This is a genomic window from Sedimenticola selenatireducens (assembly GCF_963675335.2).
Classification (GTDB): Bacteria; Pseudomonadota; Gammaproteobacteria; order Chromatiales; family Chromatiaceae; genus Sedimenticola; species Sedimenticola selenatireducens.
Genome location: NZ_CAXXYC010000003.1, coordinates 310,029 through 329,739, shown reverse-complemented (window position 1 = coordinate 329,739; position 19,711 = coordinate 310,029). Strand labels below are relative to the sequence as shown.

General features: G+C 55.0%; 19 protein-coding genes. 4 read left to right on the top strand and 15 right to left on the bottom strand.

Annotation, left to right across the window (positions count from 1 at the left end; translation table 11 throughout):
* Positions 1 to 100: 100 nt before the first annotated feature.
* The 6 genes from ACHZBF_RS05225 to ACHZBF_RS05200 all read right to left on the bottom strand — a co-directional run bounded on the left by ACHZBF_RS05225 (position 101) and on the right by ACHZBF_RS05200 (position 5,829).
* Positions 101 to 520 carry a hypothetical protein gene (locus ACHZBF_RS05225; protein WP_321527829.1) on the bottom strand — a complete coding sequence of 140 codons (420 nt, stop codon included), beginning with the start codon at positions 518 to 520 and terminating at the stop codon, positions 101 to 103.
* 7 nt (positions 521 to 527) lie between these two features.
* Positions 528 to 806, bottom strand: coding sequence for a glycine zipper domain-containing protein (locus tag ACHZBF_RS05220; RefSeq protein WP_037375918.1), 279 nt, complete (start codon positions 804 to 806; stop codon positions 528 to 530).
* A 90-nt stretch (positions 807 to 896) separates the two neighbouring features.
* A complete protein-coding gene (locus ACHZBF_RS05215; RefSeq protein WP_273440957.1) occupies positions 897 to 1,748 on the bottom strand; it encodes a BON domain-containing protein in 852 nt (283 codons plus the stop codon).
* A 372-nt stretch (positions 1,749 to 2,120) separates the two neighbouring features.
* The gene (locus tag ACHZBF_RS05210; protein ID WP_029134592.1) at positions 2,121 to 3,557 is read right to left on the bottom strand and encodes a sigma-54-dependent transcriptional regulator; all 1,437 of its coding nucleotides are present in this window, start codon (positions 3,555 to 3,557) and stop codon (positions 2,121 to 2,123) included.
* Complete coding sequence (locus ACHZBF_RS05205) at positions 3,550 to 4,995, bottom strand: sensor histidine kinase (protein ID WP_321527828.1); 1,446 nt, start codon at positions 4,993 to 4,995, stop codon at positions 3,550 to 3,552. The genes ACHZBF_RS05210 and ACHZBF_RS05205 overlap by 8 nt, the downstream gene beginning before the upstream one ends.
* Positions 4,996 to 5,409: 414 nt before the next feature.
* Positions 5,410 to 5,829: a YbaN family protein gene (locus ACHZBF_RS05200; protein WP_321527827.1), complete on the bottom strand. Its 420-nt coding sequence runs from the start codon at positions 5,827 to 5,829 to the stop codon at positions 5,410 to 5,412.
* 287 nt (positions 5,830 to 6,116) lie between these two features.
* Between ACHZBF_RS05200 and ACHZBF_RS05195 the strand changes: the two genes are divergently transcribed.
* From ACHZBF_RS05195 to ACHZBF_RS05180, 4 genes are all read left to right on the top strand, one after another.
* Positions 6,117 to 6,593, top strand: coding sequence for a YbhB/YbcL family Raf kinase inhibitor-like protein (locus ACHZBF_RS05195; protein WP_321528465.1), 477 nt, complete (start codon positions 6,117 to 6,119; stop codon positions 6,591 to 6,593).
* A gap of 3 nt (positions 6,594 to 6,596) precedes the next feature.
* A complete protein-coding gene (locus ACHZBF_RS05190; RefSeq protein ID WP_273440954.1) occupies positions 6,597 to 7,283 on the top strand; it encodes a protein-L-isoaspartate(D-aspartate) O-methyltransferase in 687 nt (228 codons plus the stop codon).
* Between the two features lie 7 nt (positions 7,284 to 7,290).
* Positions 7,291 to 8,043, top strand: a complete 753-nt coding sequence (locus ACHZBF_RS05185) for a Mut7-C RNAse domain-containing protein (RefSeq protein WP_321527826.1) — start codon at positions 7,291 to 7,293, stop codon at positions 8,041 to 8,043.
* A gap of 241 nt (positions 8,044 to 8,284) precedes the next feature.
* Complete coding sequence (locus ACHZBF_RS05180; RefSeq protein ID WP_321527825.1) at positions 8,285 to 9,820, top strand: hypothetical protein; 1,536 nt, start codon at positions 8,285 to 8,287, stop codon at positions 9,818 to 9,820.
* Between the two features lie 29 nt (positions 9,821 to 9,849).
* On the opposite strand, the gene ACHZBF_RS05175 is transcribed toward ACHZBF_RS05180, so the two are convergent.
* The 9 genes from ACHZBF_RS05175 to ACHZBF_RS05135 form a co-directional block, all read right to left on the bottom strand.
* Complete coding sequence (locus ACHZBF_RS05175) at positions 9,850 to 12,978, bottom strand: efflux RND transporter permease subunit (RefSeq protein ID WP_321527824.1); 3,129 nt, start codon at positions 12,976 to 12,978, stop codon at positions 9,850 to 9,852.
* Positions 12,975 to 14,339, bottom strand: coding sequence for an efflux RND transporter periplasmic adaptor subunit (locus ACHZBF_RS05170; RefSeq protein WP_321527823.1), 1,365 nt, complete (start codon positions 14,337 to 14,339; stop codon positions 12,975 to 12,977). Before ACHZBF_RS05170 ends, ACHZBF_RS05175 begins: the two co-directional genes overlap by 4 nt.
* A gap of 229 nt (positions 14,340 to 14,568) precedes the next feature.
* The gene (locus ACHZBF_RS05165; protein WP_335342949.1) at positions 14,569 to 15,444 is read right to left on the bottom strand and encodes an LOG family protein; all 876 of its coding nucleotides are present in this window, start codon (positions 15,442 to 15,444) and stop codon (positions 14,569 to 14,571) included.
* Positions 15,441 to 15,857: a hypothetical protein gene (locus ACHZBF_RS05160; protein WP_273440949.1), complete on the bottom strand. Its 417-nt coding sequence runs from the start codon at positions 15,855 to 15,857 to the stop codon at positions 15,441 to 15,443. The genes ACHZBF_RS05165 and ACHZBF_RS05160 overlap by 4 nt, the downstream gene beginning before the upstream one ends.
* A gap of 245 nt (positions 15,858 to 16,102) precedes the next feature.
* Positions 16,103 to 16,564, bottom strand: coding sequence for a hypothetical protein (locus ACHZBF_RS05155; protein WP_245621779.1), 462 nt, complete (start codon positions 16,562 to 16,564; stop codon positions 16,103 to 16,105).
* 5 nt (positions 16,565 to 16,569) lie between these two features.
* The gene (locus ACHZBF_RS05150; RefSeq protein WP_321527822.1) at positions 16,570 to 16,989 is read right to left on the bottom strand and encodes a hypothetical protein; all 420 of its coding nucleotides are present in this window, start codon (positions 16,987 to 16,989) and stop codon (positions 16,570 to 16,572) included.
* Between the two features lie 242 nt (positions 16,990 to 17,231).
* On the bottom strand, positions 17,232 to 17,555 hold the full coding sequence (locus ACHZBF_RS05145) for a hypothetical protein (protein WP_157606867.1): 324 nt from the start codon (positions 17,553 to 17,555) through the stop codon (positions 17,232 to 17,234).
* Between the two features lie 302 nt (positions 17,556 to 17,857).
* A complete protein-coding gene (locus ACHZBF_RS05140; protein WP_394707546.1) occupies positions 17,858 to 18,940 on the bottom strand; it encodes a tetratricopeptide repeat protein in 1,083 nt (360 codons plus the stop codon).
* A gap of 50 nt (positions 18,941 to 18,990) precedes the next feature.
* On the bottom strand, positions 18,991 to 19,686 hold the full coding sequence (locus ACHZBF_RS05135; RefSeq protein WP_321527820.1) for a hypothetical protein: 696 nt from the start codon (positions 19,684 to 19,686) through the stop codon (positions 18,991 to 18,993).
* Between the last annotated feature and the right edge of the window lie 25 nt (positions 19,687 to 19,711).

Genomic DNA, 19,711 nt, shown 5'->3' with positions numbered 1-19,711 from the left:
AGCCGCCAAAGCACGCACCGATCGATTTAAACCTACCCGCGCCTGCACTGCGCTTAACTTTGCCCTGTTCGCCTTTTCTCGCTGGGCACGGATTTGCGATTCACTTGGAAACATCAGACTCATCCAACCCCAATACATGTCGGGTGCCGGCAAAACCAATGCGCACAACAGCTCGATGCATCAGCCATGCAGCAAGGCCCAGAATCATGCCATTGGCTGCAGCTAAAGTAACCAGCGAGGCTATCAAACTCCACCCTGATGCAAGCAACCATAAAACTGTAGCGGCCAAAAACAATCCCCACATGCTGAATACGGCAAGCACAGCCATCACAGCCATGGCCAGAACAACCCCCAGCATCAATCCTGAATACCTGGTTTCAAGCGTAATGAGTTCCAGTAGTTCCGTAATCTGTCGACGGCTACTCTCTAATACATCAGCCAATGCATCACGCAGCGACCCGGATTTTGGTTTTGTAGCACTGTCTGCCGCTTGCACCGAAGTACTCTCAGGTTGTTGCATCAGTCACTCAACGGCGACTTGCCAGTGAGCCGATAAGGATACCCAACGCCACCGAACCACCAACCAGCGCCCAGGGATTGTCATGCGCTATCCTGCTGATACCGCCTTTCAAATTCCGTGCCTTATCTTGCACTTCCGCACCGCGTTCATGCAGCTTTCGCTCAAACTCGTCGCCCCGATCGGCGGCTTGATCAATACGTTCATGCAACTCTTCGGCAACCCGACGGGATATCGTCTCCTTGTCACTTTGGTGGTTTTGTTTTTCTGCTGAATTGGACTTGCTCATAACATACTCCTTCGGTGACTGCTAGGAATCTTTATACCGGCACCGCCATCCCTGGCCCTATGATCAATCCTGTGATTTCCCGTTATTCCACTAACTGCCTTTAAGCTCATCTGTTACGGACTTCACGCCCTTAACATTGCTGGCGATTGCGATGGCTTGCTTGCGTTCGAAATCACTATCCACATGACCGCGCAGGCTGACTACACCGTCTTTCGTATCCACATTGATATCGGTGCCATCTACCGTACGGTTATACAGCAGTGCCGATTTTACTTTGGTCGTTATCCAGCCGTCGGTAATCTTTTGAGCGGCCTCTTCGGTTTTACGTTCGGCCGCAACATCCAACGGTACTTTCTGTTTGTCAATCTGCAGCTGGTTTTTCACCTCTCGGACATCATTGGTATTGCGTGCAATCTGCTCGGCCAGTTGTGATTCAGCATCCGATTTCACATAACCGGATAACATGACGACACCATCGTGAGTTTCAACGGTGATATCCAGTCCGTCTGTGTTGCTGTTCCATAACAGCTGGGACTTTACTTTGGCTGTCACGTTGGCATCCTCAACCTTGCGCATAAAGCTACGCTCTGTATCTTTATTGTCTTTTTTGACCGTGCCGTCTGAGTCAACCGGGTTGGGATTGACCTTCAACTGATTATCCACTTCACGGATGTTTTCAACGCCCAGAGCCAGCTCTTCAGCGAGATCACGCTCAACCATATCATCGACAGTACCGCGCAACGTCGCCACTCCATTGTTTACCTCAATGTCGATATCAAAAGGGTTAAGATGACGATTGAGGGTATAGGTTGTGGCGAGTGATGCTTTGGCCCATAGGTCAGAAGAGCTGTCTTTGCTTGTGTCAGCCAGTAACGGCGTACTGGCGGTGGCTAATGCGATAGCACAAGCGGTTACAATCGCTTTTATTGGATAACGCTTCATAATATATGTCTCCATAATCTAATTGTTCAGTTTGTCATCCCTGGCGGAACCGACGCATTATTACTGTGTCCGCTCAGCCGACTACGTATTGCATACCTTTCCAGTAGATTAACCACTGGATGGATGCCGGTACGTCTGGTTGGACTTGGGATGTATCAAGCAGAATAAGTGCCAACACTTATTTATCTAATAAATCAATATGTTATATATTTATCAACAACCGGTGATATCACCCATCGGGTGATACCGCCCAATTACCGGAGAGACAAATCACCCAAAATAATGAGCATTGAAAAGAGTAACGAGAGACATTGTAAACCGGCCGCGAATGGCCTCTGTGGATGGTTATTGCTGAAGAGTGACGATGTCGTGTTAAGCGCCGTCCGGGAGTTGGATATCATATTTATTGATACGATAGCGAAGCGTGTCGCGAGTAGTATTGAGCATTCTGGCTGTCGCGGTAACATTGTGCTGATTCTGCTCTAATGCGGCACAGATAATAAACCTGTCCATTTCATCCAGCCCCATGGAACCATCAAGTGGCACATGTATAAATTGATGATCCGGTGTTACCGCATCGGGGCCGGAGAGTGACCCCCCGGGGACGGTGACGCTCTCCTCAGGGGCATAAATTTCTGGTTGCAAATGCAGCCACTGAACAGGCAGTTCATTGGTGTCTGAAAACAGCACGCAACGCTCTATGACATTACGCAGTTCCCGCACATTACCCGGCCAACTATGCGCCTTCAACTTCTCCCAGACCCTTTCGCCGATCACAGAAACACTCTTACCCGACTTTGCATTAAACTCAGCGATAAATAACGGCACCAGCTGTTCCAGATCAATCACCCGCTCACGTAGCGGTGGAACCCGCAACTGGTAGACACTTAACCGGTGATAAAGATCTTTACGAAATAACCCTTCTTCAATGCAAGTAAGCAAATCACGGTTGGTCGCCGCTATCACTTGCACATCTACCTGAATCTCCCGGTCACCGCCTACCCGGCGGAACTTTTTTTCTTCCAGAGCCTTAAGCAGCTTGGACTGCAAGTCAACAGGCATTTCTGCAATCTCATCGAGAAACAATGTACCGCCATCCGCCTGTTCAAAAAGACCTCTTCGCCGTCCTTTGGCTCCGGTAAAGGAGCCGGCTTCATGGCCGAACAGTTCAGATTCCAGAAGGTCTTTCGGCAGTGCCGAACAGTTGACTTCAACCATTGGAGCATCTTGACGTTGTCCGCTGTAATGCAGAATCTTGGTCACAACGCCTTTGCCCGTGCCAGTCTCTCCGCTGACGATCAAGGCCGAGATGGGTGTATCAATCAGTTTTCGCAAAATCGCCCGTATCTGCTCGGCGGCACTGCTTCGGCCGATAAAACTTTCCACGGTAAAATGACGACTGCCGGTTTCCAACTGATCATACAGGCGTCGTTGGGCAATGGCGCTGCGCATTGCGCCGCTGATCACCAAATCCAGCCGCTCGAAGTCCACCGGCTTTTCCAGAAAATCATAAGCCCCCAACCGTAGCGCGCGTACCGAATCAGCAACGCTGCCGTAGCCGGTGAGAAATATCCACTCGCCAACGATTTTGTTCTGCTTTACCTCTTCCAATAAATCAAGTGAATTTCCATCAGGAAGATTCATGTCTGCGAGTACGACAGGGGGGAGTAACCCCTTATCAAACAACTTGCTTCTTGCCAGCCCCAGTTGTTCAGCTAATTCCACACGCCAGCCTACCCGTTCAAAGTGGCGCTTAAGCTCGGCACCCAACAGGGGTTCATCTTCAATAATCAGTATCGTTTTAGCCATTCTTATTACAGGGCATTGTCAGAGTCACACAAGCGCCGCCCTCCTCCTGGTTACTCAGATGGACTTCCCCACCGAAATCGCTAATAGTTCGACGCACCATCACCAAGCCTAGCCCAGTGCCATCAGAACGCCCAGTGTGAAAAGGCTGTATTCCTGTATTTAGCATCGATGCGGAGAACCCGGGACCGCTGTCCATTACCTTGACTTCAAGCAAATCACCCTTTTCAACAACCCGCACAGTTATTTTTCCGGGTGTTTCATTCAGTGCCTGACCGGCATTCAAAATCAGATTTAGCAGCGCCTGACGAAACCGATTGCGCGGCAACTGACATGTCAGTTGTTTATCTACCTCATGAACTAGCGTAATCTCTCTTGAAAGTTGGAATTTAACCAGCGAAATGAGGCTCTTCAAATCCTCATGAATATTTACACTTGTCGGTAACTCCGGTCGTTGTCTTGTCTGATCCAACAGATGATTCAGTTGCTGGTTAACACGCCTTACCTCGCTCGCAACCAGGTCGATACGCTCAGCCAAATTCTCATCCGGCATGTCACCGCGTATATTATCCAGGGCCATCTGTACACCTGTCAGTGGATTACGCAGTTCATGGGCAATACCCGCAGCCATTTCGCCCACTGCTCCGAGCCGTTCGGCCTGTGACAGCCGATACTGCTGCTGTAACAGTAGATAACTTGTGTTTCGCACCTCGGTGGCCAGGGTGTCCTCCCGTTGTTGTTGTGCAGACTCCAATATCTTTAACCGCTTCGCCATATGGTTATATTTTTCTATTATTCCAGACAGCATCGGATCTGCATCTTCGACTTCCAATTCGGAGTAATCACGCCTTGTCAGCAACATCATCTGATCAGTGAGTTTACTTAACGGCAAAACTATGCGCTGACGTACCATTGCCCATAGCATGACTGAAATAATCAGAAACCCGAATGCAAGGCCGATCGCAAAGCGTTGTTTCCGCTCGGCATTCATATAAAAAGAGGAGATCAATGACTGATGCGCATTAAGCTCCTGGTTGAGGGCGCTTCGCATCGCGGACATGGATTTTCTTAGCGCAACCTGATCCCTGCCATCAAAAGCTTCCAGTTGCGTCAAGGCATAGTTGAGTGCATCTGAGGTCGGTTTTGCCAGACTGGTTCGAAATATGATCAGGTCGCGAAGTTGCTCTGTTTGCCGCGCAGTCTCATCAGGGTCCAAAAATCCACTTTCCGAGTCAAGGAGATTAACCAACTTTGTGCGTATATCAAAATCGGCAACTTCAAGCATTCTCAGATAGTCCATATGCTGCTGTATTGGCTTTATACGCGCTGCATAGTCCCATGCGCTATAGATCAGAAGTCCCTGGCTGACAAAGAGCAGAAGCAGTGCAACTCCCGACAGCAGCCAGACGGAGCGCATCAATAAATACTGGACACTACGCATTTAAACGCCTTTACTCCTTTTGCGATTGGTTCATAGTGATCACACGACATGATTAATACACACCACACAACAGAGATTCCCTCGCTGCGAAGCAGTAGTGTAGGAACAAACCTAGCCCGACCAAAGAAGGCAGCCCATAGCTAATATATGCTGCTATCCAAGTAATAACAGCAAAAACAGGGCCATAAAACAATATGCGCTCAAATGCCAAATTTTCTGTTCGCAGAGGAATATGACCAAGTGTAACGGGTTCTATGCCCCGCTATTCCGGGGTGATATGACCCGCTGCTGAGCGATGGATGGATAGTTGAAACTGTATTGTTTTATCAGCGGTTTAGCCTGGCTTGTCGATTGGCGCTATTTATAGGGATGCTCCACCCGTGACTGCCGACGAGGCGTCTAACCAAAGCCTGATTATTCAGTCCGTTCTTCCTCTGGCTTCAATGAACTGGGCCGGCTAAGCAGATAGGTTGCAACCGCCATCATGATCATGGCAACCACGAAGTTAATACCTGCTGGCAGACGGCTGAAACCGATCACATAGACAAAACTTGTTCCCATGGCCAGTACGATAAACAGTTTCGCATGCATCGGGATGATCCGGTGCTGATGCCAGCGCTGCAGCGCAGGACCAAAAATCCTGTGCTGGTAGAGCCAGTGGTGTAGCCGGGCCGAACTTCTGGAGAAGGCCCAGAGCGCCAGCAACAGGAAGGGCGTAGTAGGCAGTACCGGCAATACCACTCCCAGCATACCCAGACCAAAAAACAGCCAGCCCAGTGCGAGGTAGATCACACGGGCGGCTCCGGTCTGCTGTTGTGGACGCTGTACAGGCATAGAGGACATTGCTACTTGTATCGATACAGTCGTCTATTGAAGCAAATGCGCGGGCAGCTGTCGACACAATAGCCAGGATACGGCTTCTTGCCTGCCATGACCGTCGATTCCACGCCGCTGTTATCTGCCGGCAGCCCCGACACGTATCCGATAAACACTACCCTCAATTTTGTTCTATGGTATTGATCAGGCAATTCGCACCGGGTGAAAAGGTCCAATTTAGCCAACATGCGTTTGGCCACACAAGCATGGAAACCAGCCACGCAAAAGAGAACAAGGAGACCGCCATGACTCTTATTCTGACATCCAGCGCTTTTGAGAATGGCAGCGAGATCCCAACTATCTACACCTGCACGGGGGAGGACCGCTCTCCACCGCTCTCCTGGGACAACGTCCCCGACAGCGCACGCAGTCTGGTATTGATTGTTGACGACCCGGATGCGCCCGATCCCGCTGCACCGAAGATGACCTGGGTGCACTGGCTGCTCTATAACCTGCCGCCCACCACAGCCGTTCTGCCCGAGCGGGTCACCAGGGCCCAGCTACCGGCCGGTACCCGTGAGGGTCTCAACGACTGGCATCGCACCGGTTACGGTGGTCCCTGCCCGCCGATTGGCCGGCACCGATACTTCTTCAAACTCTATGCGTTGGAAAGCATGCTCGATGACTTGCAACAGCCGACCAAAAATCAACTGGAGACGGCGATGCAAGGCCATATCGTCGCCCAGGCGGAGCTGATCGGGACGTATCAGAAGCAGGCGTGACCCATGTCCCTGTCACGCCGCAGCGACACGCAGCAGATGCTGGCCGACATCAACAGTGAAGTGGGCTATACCCGCCACCTGATCGGCAAGGCGTCATTGGACCAGCGGGTCATGGACGCCATGGCCCGGGTGCCACGCGATGAGTTTGTTCCGGATGAAATGAAAAAATTGGCCTTTGACAACGGTCCGCTTCCGATCGGTCATGGCCAAACCATCTCCCAGCCCTATATCGTGGCCCTGATGACCGATCTGCTGGCACCGGAACCCGATCAGTCTGTGCTTGAAGTCGGCACCGGCTCGGGTTACCAGACAGCGGTGTTGTCGCTGCTGTACCGCAAGGTGTACAGCATGGAGCTGATTCCGGAACTCAGCGAATCCGCCAGCCAGCGGCTGGCACGGCTGGGTTATACCAATATCCAGCCATGCTGCGGCAATGGCTATCAGGGCTGGCCGGAACATGCGCCCTACCACGGCATACTGGTCACTGCGGCCGCTCCGTACATACCCGAGGCCTTGAAGGAACAACTGGCGCCCGGCGGACGGCTGGTCATCCCGGTTGGCTCTTTCCGTATGTCCCAGCAACTGCTGCTGGTAACCAAGGATGCGCAGGGTCATACCCACACCCGCGACATCCTTAGCGTCGCGTTCGTGCCGCTGGTGGACCAGTCACCGGCAGCGTTTGACGAGTAACAGACGGATGCCGACACCAGCACTCCGGCTCCACTTGCGCTTCTACGAAGAGCTGAACGATTTTCTGCCCGCCGAAAGGCAAAAGATTGAATTTGTCCATCACCACAAGAAAACCGGCTCGATCAAGGATCTGGTCGAATCACTGGGCGTGCCGCATACCGAGATAGACCTCATTCTGGTGAACGGCCAGTCGGTGGATTTTCACTACCAGGTGCAGGACGGTGATCGAATCAGCGTCTACCCGGTGTTTGAGGCCCTGGACATCACCCCGCTCACCCATCTGCGCCCCCGCCCCTTGCGTACCACCCGTTTTGTACTGGACGCCCACCTGGGCCGCCTGGCCGCCTACCTGCGCATGCTCGGTTTCGACGCCCTGTATCGCAACGATTATGACGATCCCACCCTGGCCGATATCTCAGTTGCACAGCAGCGCATCCTGCTCACCTGTGATCGCAAGCTGCTGATGCGCAGACAGATCACTCACGGCTACTTCGTGCGCTCCCGCCAGCCCCGCCGGCAACTGCGGGAGGTCATCGACCGCCTCGACCTGCACAACCAGTTTCTGCCCTTCACCCGCTGTCTGCACTGCAACGGCATGATCCGGCCGGTGGCAAAGGCGTTGATCCAGGATCAGCTGTTGCCCCACACCCGCGCCCATCAGGAGCTGTTCGGGCAATGCGATCAGTGCCACAAAATTTACTGGAAAGGGACCCACTATCAGCAGATGCGCCAACTGATTGATGAAATCAAACTGGAGTGATCTGTCGATGTGGTGAGTGCCGGGTGCTTCGAATAAGGCCACGGGTAATGGGAAGTTCGTATATGCCTCTAGCGTCGCAATGCTCCCACTAACCCCCTGATTTTATGAAAATCAGAACCTGAAATGGCCATTCCGCACCATCAATCGCATACCCTGTTCCACCCGGTCATGGCACTCCCGCCCCACCTCGAGTGTCTAACTCTCTTGATAAAGGGGATTTACAACACCGTTGGGAGTTGTAATGAAGAGAGCGCTGATCCCGCTATTGGCAGCAGTAGCGCTGCTACTCCCCACTTGGGTTGCCGCACAACACTCGGTTGAGGACAACGCGGTCTCGGCGATTGATCCGGTCCTGGTCCGGCAAGGCGATTTTGCCATCCTGCTGTTTGAAGCCCTCGGCCTCGGGGAGGTCGAGAGCGAGCAGGAGGCGGAAGATCGGCTGAATGCCGCGGGTATAGCGCCAGATGATGGCTGGATCGTCGACTACCCCATAACACCGGATATTTTGGCTGAACTGGCTCTGGCCATTGGCGAGGCGGCCGATACCGGGCGAATAGGGATCTCCCGGGATGAGGCGATCGAGACGTTGCAGGACCTCGCTGCCAAACTCGGTCTCTCCATTCCAGGCGAGTTGGGGCCCCGCTACACCGAGCGCTACGTTTACGATTCGGTCGGCGATTGCAGTGGCACCACGATCAGACAGTATTACGATAATTACGGTCCGCCGGTAATGACCTACTGTCGCCCCCCGTATGATTTTGACTACCTGTATGGCTGGCGGCCCTATGGGAGTTGGTGGCAAGGCCACTATTACCCCGGATACTACCTCCTGCACCGATTCCACCTGGTGATACATGTCGACAGCAAGCGTCCACACCATCAGCGACACCCCGTCAAACCACAGGCCAAATCGAAGCCCCAGCATAAAAAAACCGGCCCACACGCGGGGGTCAGACATCTCTCCAACCGCAATAAACCCGGCAAGGAGCGGGCCAGACACCGGCGCGATCACGCAGCCAAACGGACCGGAGAGAGACTACAGTTGCGACAGCGGGATTTTCCGGCTAAACAAGACCTCCTTGGCGAGCGGCGCCTTGTTGAAAAGGGTACAACGAGGGGAGCGCAGAAAAATGAGCACTACCGTGCGAATCGGCCCCTCACCGGCCGGCCGCAGGTAGCGCCGGACGCCGCCCCCGGACAGCGCAACGCCCACAACCGGAACCCGGTCCGGAACGGGAACCGGGGCAACAGCCCGGACAAGTTCCGGTTCACTGAGCGACAACGCATGCATCCCGAAAAGCCGCGAGTGGCTACCAAGTCCGCCAAAACAGGCAGACAGAACCAATTCGCTAATCCACCGGGGGCCAAGCGACCGGCGACGACGAAATCAATACCAAAAAGAAATCAGCTCGGTAGCGGCAGGCGGCAACCGGATGTACTGTCCAGCCGCCGTTCGGCAACGCTTTCGGAGCGAAGCGCCCAACAGCGTCGCCGCGCCTTGGGTCGCCCCGCTTCCGCGGGCGGGCAGAACATTCGGCCACTCACCGGCACGGTCAAAAAACAGCCCCTTAGATCGGTACGCAAACACCCGCAAGGCAACAGGGCCGTCACAACCGGTCGGGCCAAAAACAACCATCAGCGCCCGACCCGGATCAAAAGCCGGCGTAGTGACAACGGAAGCATGGCCCTCCAAACACAAACCCGCGCCCGCCCATCAACCAAGGCGCAACGGCAGGGAGCCGGACGTCTATCAGGGGAGCGCACCAGCAAGAAGTAGCGGGGGGAAATATTCGACGCTAACCCGGCCTAACTTGACTCCGGCCCCGTACGTCCCTCCAGCATCGGGATATCCTCGGTTCTCGCCCATCCCCAATCGTCGAACAGCACATACAGCGCCGGAATCACCAGCAGCACAAGCACCGTGGAGGTAAGCAGACCAAACACCACCGAGATCACCAGTGGCTTGATCGCCGCGGATTGGGTGCTGGTTTCCGCAAGCAGGGGAAGCAACCCGACAATGGTCGTGGAAGATGAGATGAGTATGGCCCGCAGGCGATCACGGCTGGCCTGCCCTGCGGCCTCCGCTGCCGAAAGGCCCCGTTCCCGATGACTCTTGATGAATTGGATCAGCAGAATGGCATTATTCACCACGATGCCCGCCAGTCCGGCCGCACCGATCAGGGACGGCATCGAAAGGTAATAGCCCATCAGCACATGGCCCCAGACGGCACCGATAAAAGCCAGCGGAATCGACAACATCACGATCAACGGCTCAACATAGCTGCGGAACTGGAAGGAGAGAATAACAAAGACGCCCACCAGTCCGATGAGCAGACCGCGGCCAATCGATCCCCCGGTTTCGGCTGACCGGGCAACCTGCCCCTCGAAACGGACATCCACCAGTGGGTGACGCGCCTGGAAATCCGCCAGCCAGCTCTTTTTCAGGTCGGCCACAATCCCCTGGCCGCTGCTGAGGCGCGCATCCACATTGGACTGCACGGTAACGGTACGTCGGCCATCAATCCGGATAATACGCGACCAGTCGCGCTGCTCGTGCATCTCCGCTGCCTCACTCAGCGGCACCCGGCTGCCGTCCGGCAGGGTAATGGTCTGGTCGGCCAGGTCGTCAAAACTGTCCCGGTCGCCCGCTGCCTGGCGTACCAGAATCTCTACATCATGATCACCGATTCGCTGGGTGTCGGCGATCTCACCCAACCACGCCGCACGCAACTGGGAGGCAACCGCTTCGGCGGTCAGTCCCAGCCCGTGCGCCCCTGCGGCCAGCGAGAAGGTCCGTTGCGGCTTGCCGGGGCGAAGATCGTCAATGACGTTGTAGGCGGCCGTGTAGCCGGCCAGGTACTCCGCCGCTTCCACCGCGGCGCTTTTCAAGGCTTGCAGATCCTCACCCTGCAGACGTATTTCAACCGGAATCCCGGAAGGCCCAAAGCCCGGCTCCTGGATGATCAGGCTGTGGATGCCGGCTATTTCGCCGATCTCCTGACGCCACATCCGGGTCAGATCGTCAAGCGTCACCGTCCGTCGCTCCGCGGTGAGCAGATCGACCATGACAGTCGCCACATGCGCGCCGGCTTCGCCGGCGCTGGGATTGTAGTTGAAGCGTACCTGGATGGCCTCAACCAGCGGTGCAGCATCGGGCTGTGCCGGAGTAAGCCGTTGGTCGATCAGTCGCATGGCCGCCTCGACCCGTTCCGCCACCGCCTCGGTGCGCGATAAGGGCGTACCCTGGGGCATCAGGATCCGTGCCTCCAGTACATCTCCATCAATGTCCGGCATTGCCTCGCTGCCAATATGTCCACCGGCCATAAACCCGACCGAGCCGAGCATCACCACCAGCATCAGGCCCACCACCACATGGCGCCAGCGAACCGCCATGTCAGCCGTGCGGCCCACCGATTCACGAAAAGCGGCAAAGCCGCGCTCGAAAGCGGCGCGAAAGCGCGAGTCATGACCTGCCTGCAGTTGCGGAATATTGCCCTTGATATGGTGGGGCAGAATCCAGAACGCCTCGATCAGGCTGGCCGCCAGCGCGGCTATCAACACCACCGGCAGCACCTCAAGCACGGCGCCCAGCTCTCCGGACAGAAAGGATAACGGCACGAACACCGATACCGTGGTCAGAAAGGACGACAACACACCAGACAGCACCTGACGCGTCCCGTTGTCCACGGCCTCCAGGGGCGACTTCTGCTCACCGGCATGGGCAACAATATTGTCGGTAATGACCACCGCATCATCCATGACGATGCCGATCGCCATCAACAGTGCAACCATGGTGATCATGTTCAGGGATAACCCGGTCACTCCCATCACGAAGAAGGCACCCATGAATGCCACCGGCAGTCCCAGTACCGCCCACAATGCCAGCCGGGAACGGAAAAACAGGCCCATTACCAGCACCACCAGCACCAGCCCCATCAACCCGTTGTTGACCAGCATCTGCAGCCGATCCCGGACAATACTGGTCATATCCTGGGTCAGATGGAAACGGACCCCGCTGCCCATTCTCTGTCGTTCTCGCTCTACCAGGTCCGTGAGTCCGTCCATCACCCGCAGGGAGTCATCACGCAGGGACTTGCTCACCTCCAGCACCAGTGCCCGTTCGCCATTGAAGCGAATCTTCTCCTCCTCCGTCTCGCCCACCTGTTTCAGGCTGGCGATCTCCCCTAGGGTCAACTCGCCCCCTTCACGGTCCGAGATCATGACCAGATGCTGCAACTCATCCAGTGAACGACGTTGATCGGTAAAGCGCAGCTGAACATCCCGCTCCCGGGTCTCCAGGGTACCCAGTGGCATATCGATATTCTGTTGCCCGACCCGGGCGGCCAGATCACGTGCCGAGAGCCCGTACTGCCCCAACACCTCACGGGACGCCTCGATCTGCCATTGTCGTTGCGACAGCCCGTGGATGGTAACACTGGCAACACCGGGGAGGGTCATGATGCGTTCCTCAAGCAGAAGCGCATAATCCTCCAGTTGATGCAACGGCATGTCACCGGCGACCGCTACCGCAGCCACCAGATCGCTGCGGTGCAGTTCGCGCACCACCGGTGCCTCGGCGCGTGCGGGCAGATCGGTAATGGCGTTGACCTCGGTATCGATATCATTCAGAAAACGGATCGGGTCGCCGCCCGCCTGCATGGTCGCCGTGGCGCTGGCCACGTTATCCTGGGCCGCGCAGATGATCTCATCGAGATAGTCGACACCCTTGACCGCATCGTAGAGACGCTTGCAAATGGAGTCCTCCACGTCGTCTGCGCCGGCGCCGCGATAAACCACCTCAATACTCACCTCGACGGGACGATAATCAGGAAAGGTTTCGCGTTTCAGCGACGGGGCAGCGAACAGACCCATGGCCAATAACACAATCAGCAGCAGGTTGGCTGCAGTGGGATGACCAGCGAACCAGCGGATCACAACGACTCACCCCGGGCCTGGGCCTGCAGGCGCTGCTCCAGGCTCTCATCACGCCACGGATTTATCGCCATGCCATCCAGCGCCGGGACCGGATCGTCCACGATAACCCGGTGTCCAGGAGCGAGCCCGCCACTGATCACGGCAAGATCATTCTGTTCGAAGGCTACCGACACCGGTCTCCGTTCGAGCTTGTCATTGTCGCTAACCCGGTACACCTCGTTGTGGTGCACCGCGGCCACCGGTATCACCAGCAGCGGCTCACGATTCATGGCCGTGAGATATACCTGCACGTACATGCCCGGCTGCATGTGCGGATGCTTGGATGGTGCAACCCTGTCATAAGGGTTCTCCACAACCACCACCACCCGCGCGGTGCGGGTGGCCGGGTCCAGGCCACTGGCCACGCGCGTGACCCGTGCCGGCCAGCGAATCTCCTCTGCCCCCGCCAGCCGCACCTCGATATCAATGGCAGAAAAGTCCACAAGTTCACTGATATCCAGGGCATCCGCCGGAGGGGTGGTGCGCTGCACGCTGCCCATCAGCCGGCGCAACATCGGCAGTGGTATGTGGGTTTCGATCTCAGCGGCCGCGATGCTGTCGCCACGAAACAGCCGCTGACCTGCGGTCGCATACTGGTGAAGCTCGATATCAACCTCATCGATACGCAGGTCATAGGGTGCCACGAAACGGGTGTCTGCGAGATCCTCCCGGGCCTGTTCAAGCCGCGTTCTGGCACGTTCCACCTGGGCCTGCAAATAGGCTATTCGGGTAGGCAGCAGTGCCAACTGGTTCTCCAGCGTCGCCACGGACTGGCGCTGCGCCACCGTGGCGCGCCGTTGCTCATCACGTTGTGACTGCGATACCGTACCGCTTTTCGCCAGCCGCTCGATACGTGCCAACTCCTGCTCGGCCAGGGTGAGTCGCGTCTGTTCCAGCTTCAGCAATCTTTGGGTATTCTCCTCCTCGGTATCGAGTTGCGACAACTCGGCTGACAACGAGGCCAGTTCCGCCTCGGTATCGGCAATGGCCAGTTTGTAGCGACCCGGGTCCAGGGCCAGCAGCAGCGTACCCTTGCGCACCAGGGTGCCACTCTCCAGATTCGGGTGTCGCTCCACCACACGACCTGGCACATTGGCCACCGCCTGCCAGGAATCGGCAGCACGGGTCACACCATAACCACGTGCTGCCAGCTGAAATTCCATGGGCTGTACAGTGATCACGGTTAACTTCGGAACTACGGCTTCAATCTCACCATGGGTGGGAGACTGGCTGTTCATTATGAACAGCACGACCAATCCCACCCCAACCAGCAAGCCAAGCGGGATAAAAAACGCTCGCCCCCTGCTTCTGAATAAACCCACTATCCCAACTCCTAACTGATTTGACACATAAGATTAAGTGATACGATCCATGGCATCGTAATACTCGCCTGTGTAAAAACAAGCCACCATTTATCAGACGCTGATCGCTGAGGTGTTAGCGGGAGTAATCGACAACCAAAATAACCTTTTATATTAAACATATCTGGCTGGATCGGCCGGTAGCATAAAAAGATCGCATGGACTGCTTGCAGTACTATCTGAACAACGCCTATTCAGGCGGTGTGCCTTGGTAAAAATCACACAGTACCGTAATGGCCTCATCAGCACTGTCAACAATAGAAAATAATTTTAGATCTTCTTTGTCAATCATCCCTTCTTCTAGCAAAAAATTAAAATCTATTACTCGACTCCAGAATTGTTGGCCAACCAGTACAACTGGCATTGTGGCCACTTTTTTTGTCTGCATGAGCGTAAGTGTCTCAAACAGTTCGTCGAGGGTTCCGAAACCACCAGGAAAGGCAACCAGGCCGCGGGCACGCAGCAGAAAATGCATTTTTCGCAGACCAAAATAGCGGAATTGAAAACAGAGTTCCGGTGTCACAAACGGATTGGGTGCTTGCTCGTGTGGCAGTGTGACATTGAGGCCTATGCTGCGCTCACCTGCGTCATAGGCGCCTCGATTTGCCGCCTCCATAATGCCGGGCCCACCACCAGTTACCACGACAAAATCGCGGCGTCCCTCCTTTTGAAAACGGCGCGAAACGATCTTGGCAAAATGTCGTGCCTCGACATAGTAACGCGAGTATTCGAGCTGTTTTCTGGCACGGGCGATCTCCGCTTTCAGAGCTGGATCTGCGCGCCTCTCCAACACCTCTAATCTCGCCTCTGCATGATCCGGTGGTAGCAGACGCGCGCTGCCAAAGACAACGATCGTGGAGCGGACGTTGTGCTCACGCAGATAGCGTTTGGGTTTGAGAAACTCCAATTGCAAACGCACCGGTCGTAAATCCTCACTTGCGAGAAATTCCTTATCTTCCTGCGCCAGACGATAAGAAGAACTCTGCAATATCTTCCGCAACAATCCCGCCTGTTCACTCTCTGAGGACATGTCAGCAGCCGGAATACGATCCCGCTCTGATTTCATAGCTGAAGATCACCGGTACGCAGTTTCAGCGCCGCAACGCCGAACCAGAGCATGGCCATGACCATGGCGAAACCGCCCGCCAGCACCAGCAGTGGCGGCAGTCCAAAGGCCACTTCGGAGAGGATACCAAGCGGCATCAGCATGCCGGCCAGGGTCAGCCAGGAGATCCATTTCGCCGATTCGGGCGCAACCGGCAGCCGCAGCAACAGGTAACCCACCAGGATATTGATAATGGCAAACAGATTGCCGTGGACATGTGCCAGACGTGATTCGAAATGCTTGCCAATGGCATAATCGGCAATCCACTGCTCCTTGCCGGGTGCGAAGTCGCGCAGGTAGATCAGCACAAATCCGTATATCATGAAGCCGGCCAGAAACAGAAAACCGGTCGCAATATTCTTCTTGCCCTGCATGATCTTCTCCTTGTGTTATTAATATTAAGGTGGTGTTACTCACAACAACACACTGTGTTCGCGTCTCCGGAGAGTGTGGCGCAGATGATGGCGCATACGACCAACACGTGTAATTCCGTTGGCGGAGATGATGAGCGCGCCCGACTGCAAACACCGGTACGATCACGTTGCCTGTTGCTTGTGTAACCTGTTCTCCACTACCTGCACCAGTTCATTCAGTGTCGTCAGCAGGTTCTTATGAGCAATTACCCTCGGTGGACTTGATTACCAATAGCTTCGCCTTTTCGATCAGTGTCGGAGCACACCTCTCGCGGCAACAGTTGCCGCCAGGCGATGAACGACACTGCGGTCAAGACCAGCGTGCGCAGGCTCATGGCGAACAGGGTGCGGGACTCATAGGCTCCTCCCGAGTAAATATGGGCTTCAAAGGCGGCAAAAATAAGCGCAGTGGCAGCAGTGATCGCGATCGTGAGCCATACCGCCCAGCGCTTTCGCATCCACAACCCAACACCAGCGATCACATAGCCAAAACCGGCGAGAAAGTTAAACCAGAGCACGAAGGGGACATAATGTCCTGCAGCAAGCCGCGCCGGGCCATCAAAAAACAGCACCGACCCGCCCTCTTTGAGGGTAAGCAAGCCGAACAGGATCGTAAACAGGAACACCAGACCAAGCCACCATGGCTGTGGCCAGTTAAACCATTTCATGGATTTCATCCTCCAATAAGGTCTATCGGATCAACGGAATACAACGACCAGGTTGCATCCTCAAATAACAGCGACATCATATACGCCACGCCCGCCTCTTTATGTCCGTGTGATGGCTCGAATGAAATCATGTGCGCCTTGATTACACGGAGTGCCTTGTTGACGTCCACTCCACCCTTGGGGATCAGATGAAGATCGGCCACCCCACTATAGAACCAATCTGAAAAAAGCCGGTTCCATTTGGTATTGCCAAATTTGTATGGATCCGGAATCGCAGCGTATGGAGGCAAAAATCTGCTGGTTGAAAATAACAGTTCAGACATGGTGATCTGATCAAGCTGTTCCGGCCCTAACAGAACCGCTATTGATTGATCGTTTGACCTATCTGCATTCCTGGTTGCGATACATTTGGTTGTCATTGCCATCTCATCAATTCCATTTATCCGATTCTGTCCTCTCTGGAATCTACAAAATATATTGATATAACTATTCAGCACTCGGCAGAGACATGGAAAACCGTGGTTTCCAGCGGATGAAACGAATCGCCTTGATAGAGACCGATGCACATCGCTGCGGTTGGCACATCCAACATTCCTGGATTATCGAGACCCCTGGATAGTTGCCAGTTCAAAAGTCATCGTTGACTGGCAACTGCAGACCGCTCTTGTCATCGGCCACGCCCACCGCCGCCGCGACCACCTCTTCCCATACCCCCGCCGAAGCTGCCTTGGGACTGACGCTGCTCGTACCCATAACCGTAGCCGGATGATCCAAACTCCGTGCGGGAACGCTCACGCACCAACTCACCCCGCCCACGGTCATTGTCTTCGTTAAAGCGCGTGCGCTGACCAGCGCCTGGCTCCAGATTTCGATTATCGCCAAGGCCAAGGTTTTGCCGTTCCTCTTTACTCATATCCTGAGTCCGTGTGCGTAACTCCTCGCGATACTGCTCCCGCTCCGGCTCGCTCATATCACGGTTTTGGTTACGCATCTGAACCAACTCCTCAGTTGTATATTGACTATAATCGGCTGCCTGCGCAGCAAAGGATGTCAGCAATCCAGCCGCCACAAGCGATAGCACCCGTGAGGAACCCATACAAATAAAGCCGTATCTCTGTTTCTGATGGGTTGATTTGTTTGTCATTTTTACTGCTCCTAATCAGTTGGAATCCGCTGCCACTCCCACCCGCGGGCGTGCAGCCATCTTGAAAGCCATGATCGATTGAATCTGTTTCCGGGATATTTCCGCCAACGCCCAAAATGTTTCAAAGTGTTTCAGGGAAACGGCGGTGATCACATGACCTCCCTGTGTTGTGAAAACCGGCTATGCAATTCTCTGTCCCCCACTGGATCAACCGTATTGTTTCCACTGTGCTCTTCCTGCTCGGATTTCAGCTTGATCAATGCCGTCCTCGCGCCTCGGACATACAAGTGGTCTGCCCCGAAGTCGTTCTCCAGCAATCCAAGCACCAACTCGAACTGCGGTCTGGCTTCCTCCAGCCGTAGTTGCGAAAGGTATTCATTACCAAGCTCATAGAGCCTGGCGGCAATTAACAGGCGCCTTTGTGTGGGGGCCGCTTTCCAGTCCGCCAATACCCTGCGGTAAAGTTCATCAGCCTCATTCTTCCGATGCCGGCTGACATAGAAATCAGCCAGGATATGCTGTGCAGTGGCGATATCCATGCGGTCTGGCCCTGTATCCGCCTCCAGGATATGAATCAACCGCTTCAGCAGTTGCTCGGTTTCGTCAAATCTTCCATCATGCATGACCAATCCTGCCAGATCCTTCAGACGCGGAGCTATGGACGGGTGCGTATTGCCCAGGATCTGTTCACGGATAGACAGACTCTCCCGCCATGTACGTTCGGCTTGATCGTAATGCTGCTGGGCAAGATAGATAGTCCCTAGATCATCCATCAGCGAGGCAGTGCGGATATCCTGAGTCCCCAGCTCCGCCTTCGTCAGTTCCAGACTCCGTAACTGATACGCTTCCGCCTCCGCAAATGCTCCCCTGTTAAAGGCCAGACTGGCGGCAACGTACAGGTACTCGGGGTTTGATGGCTGCAACTGCAGAGATTCCTGAACCAGCAGTTCTGCAGTGGTAAAGTCCTTCTGCTCTATGGCCATGATTCCCAGTGAAAATGCAGCCGCAGCGGCTTGCTGCCTGGCATTTTTTCGTACCCTCTCCAGTAGAACGACAGACGGCGTTGGGTCGTGTTTCGCTATAGCTTCATCCGCAACATCTGCCTCCCCTGAATCCAGCGGTGCGGCCTGTTTGTCCATAATGACACTGGCTGCCACCGACCCGGCGCCGACAAATAACAGGTAAAAGAACAGTATCAGGCAAACTGCCCTTGTGGTGATTTTGCTTTGCATACCCATATATCTCTCTCCGATTAATCCCTATAAGACGCTTAAAATCCTGATCATGACCCAACGCCCGCGGCACTTGTCGTCCGCGCATTTGCCCGGTCATAGAAACATTTGATCGATACATTCAGCGATGTACCGGGTAGCGTGAGATTGGTGATTACCTCAAGCTGTCCGTTATCAGTTCTAAGGTGGTATCGTTGCAACAGGGTGGGTTTGCTATCCTGTGTAGTTTCGATTACCAGTACATCACCCTCCCAGCCTGCCGTGGTCACCGCCTGTGGTACGGAACTACTCGCAGATACCGCCGCTCCGCGAAAATCCGTGAAGAGTCGTTGCTGCGGACCGCCATCCACGGAAATCAGCAGCATGGGGTCTGCATGGGACAATTCCAGTATCTCGGCGCTACTGATCAGGACACGGACTTCGCTGGCCGAGGCCGCCGGCATACCTCTGGAAGCGCCCCTGCCCCTGCCACTGCCCTGACGCCGGGCCTCCATGTCACCGCCTTTACCGCGCCCGAAACCGCCCCCCATACCCCCACGCATACCTCTCGACTCTCGCATCATCTCCCTGGCTTCCTGCAGCTTGGCCTCCGGATCATCACTTGAGGCCTTGTCCAGTCGCCAGGTGCCGGAGAAGTCCGGTGGCGACCGGTGTTCGCCACTGATCATGTCAATTTCATCAGCCGAGTGAGCCGGCAAGGCAAGGCCCAGATAGAGCAAACTGGTTATGAAAAACGTCCTATTCATCTTGATCATCCTGTGGGTTAATTTC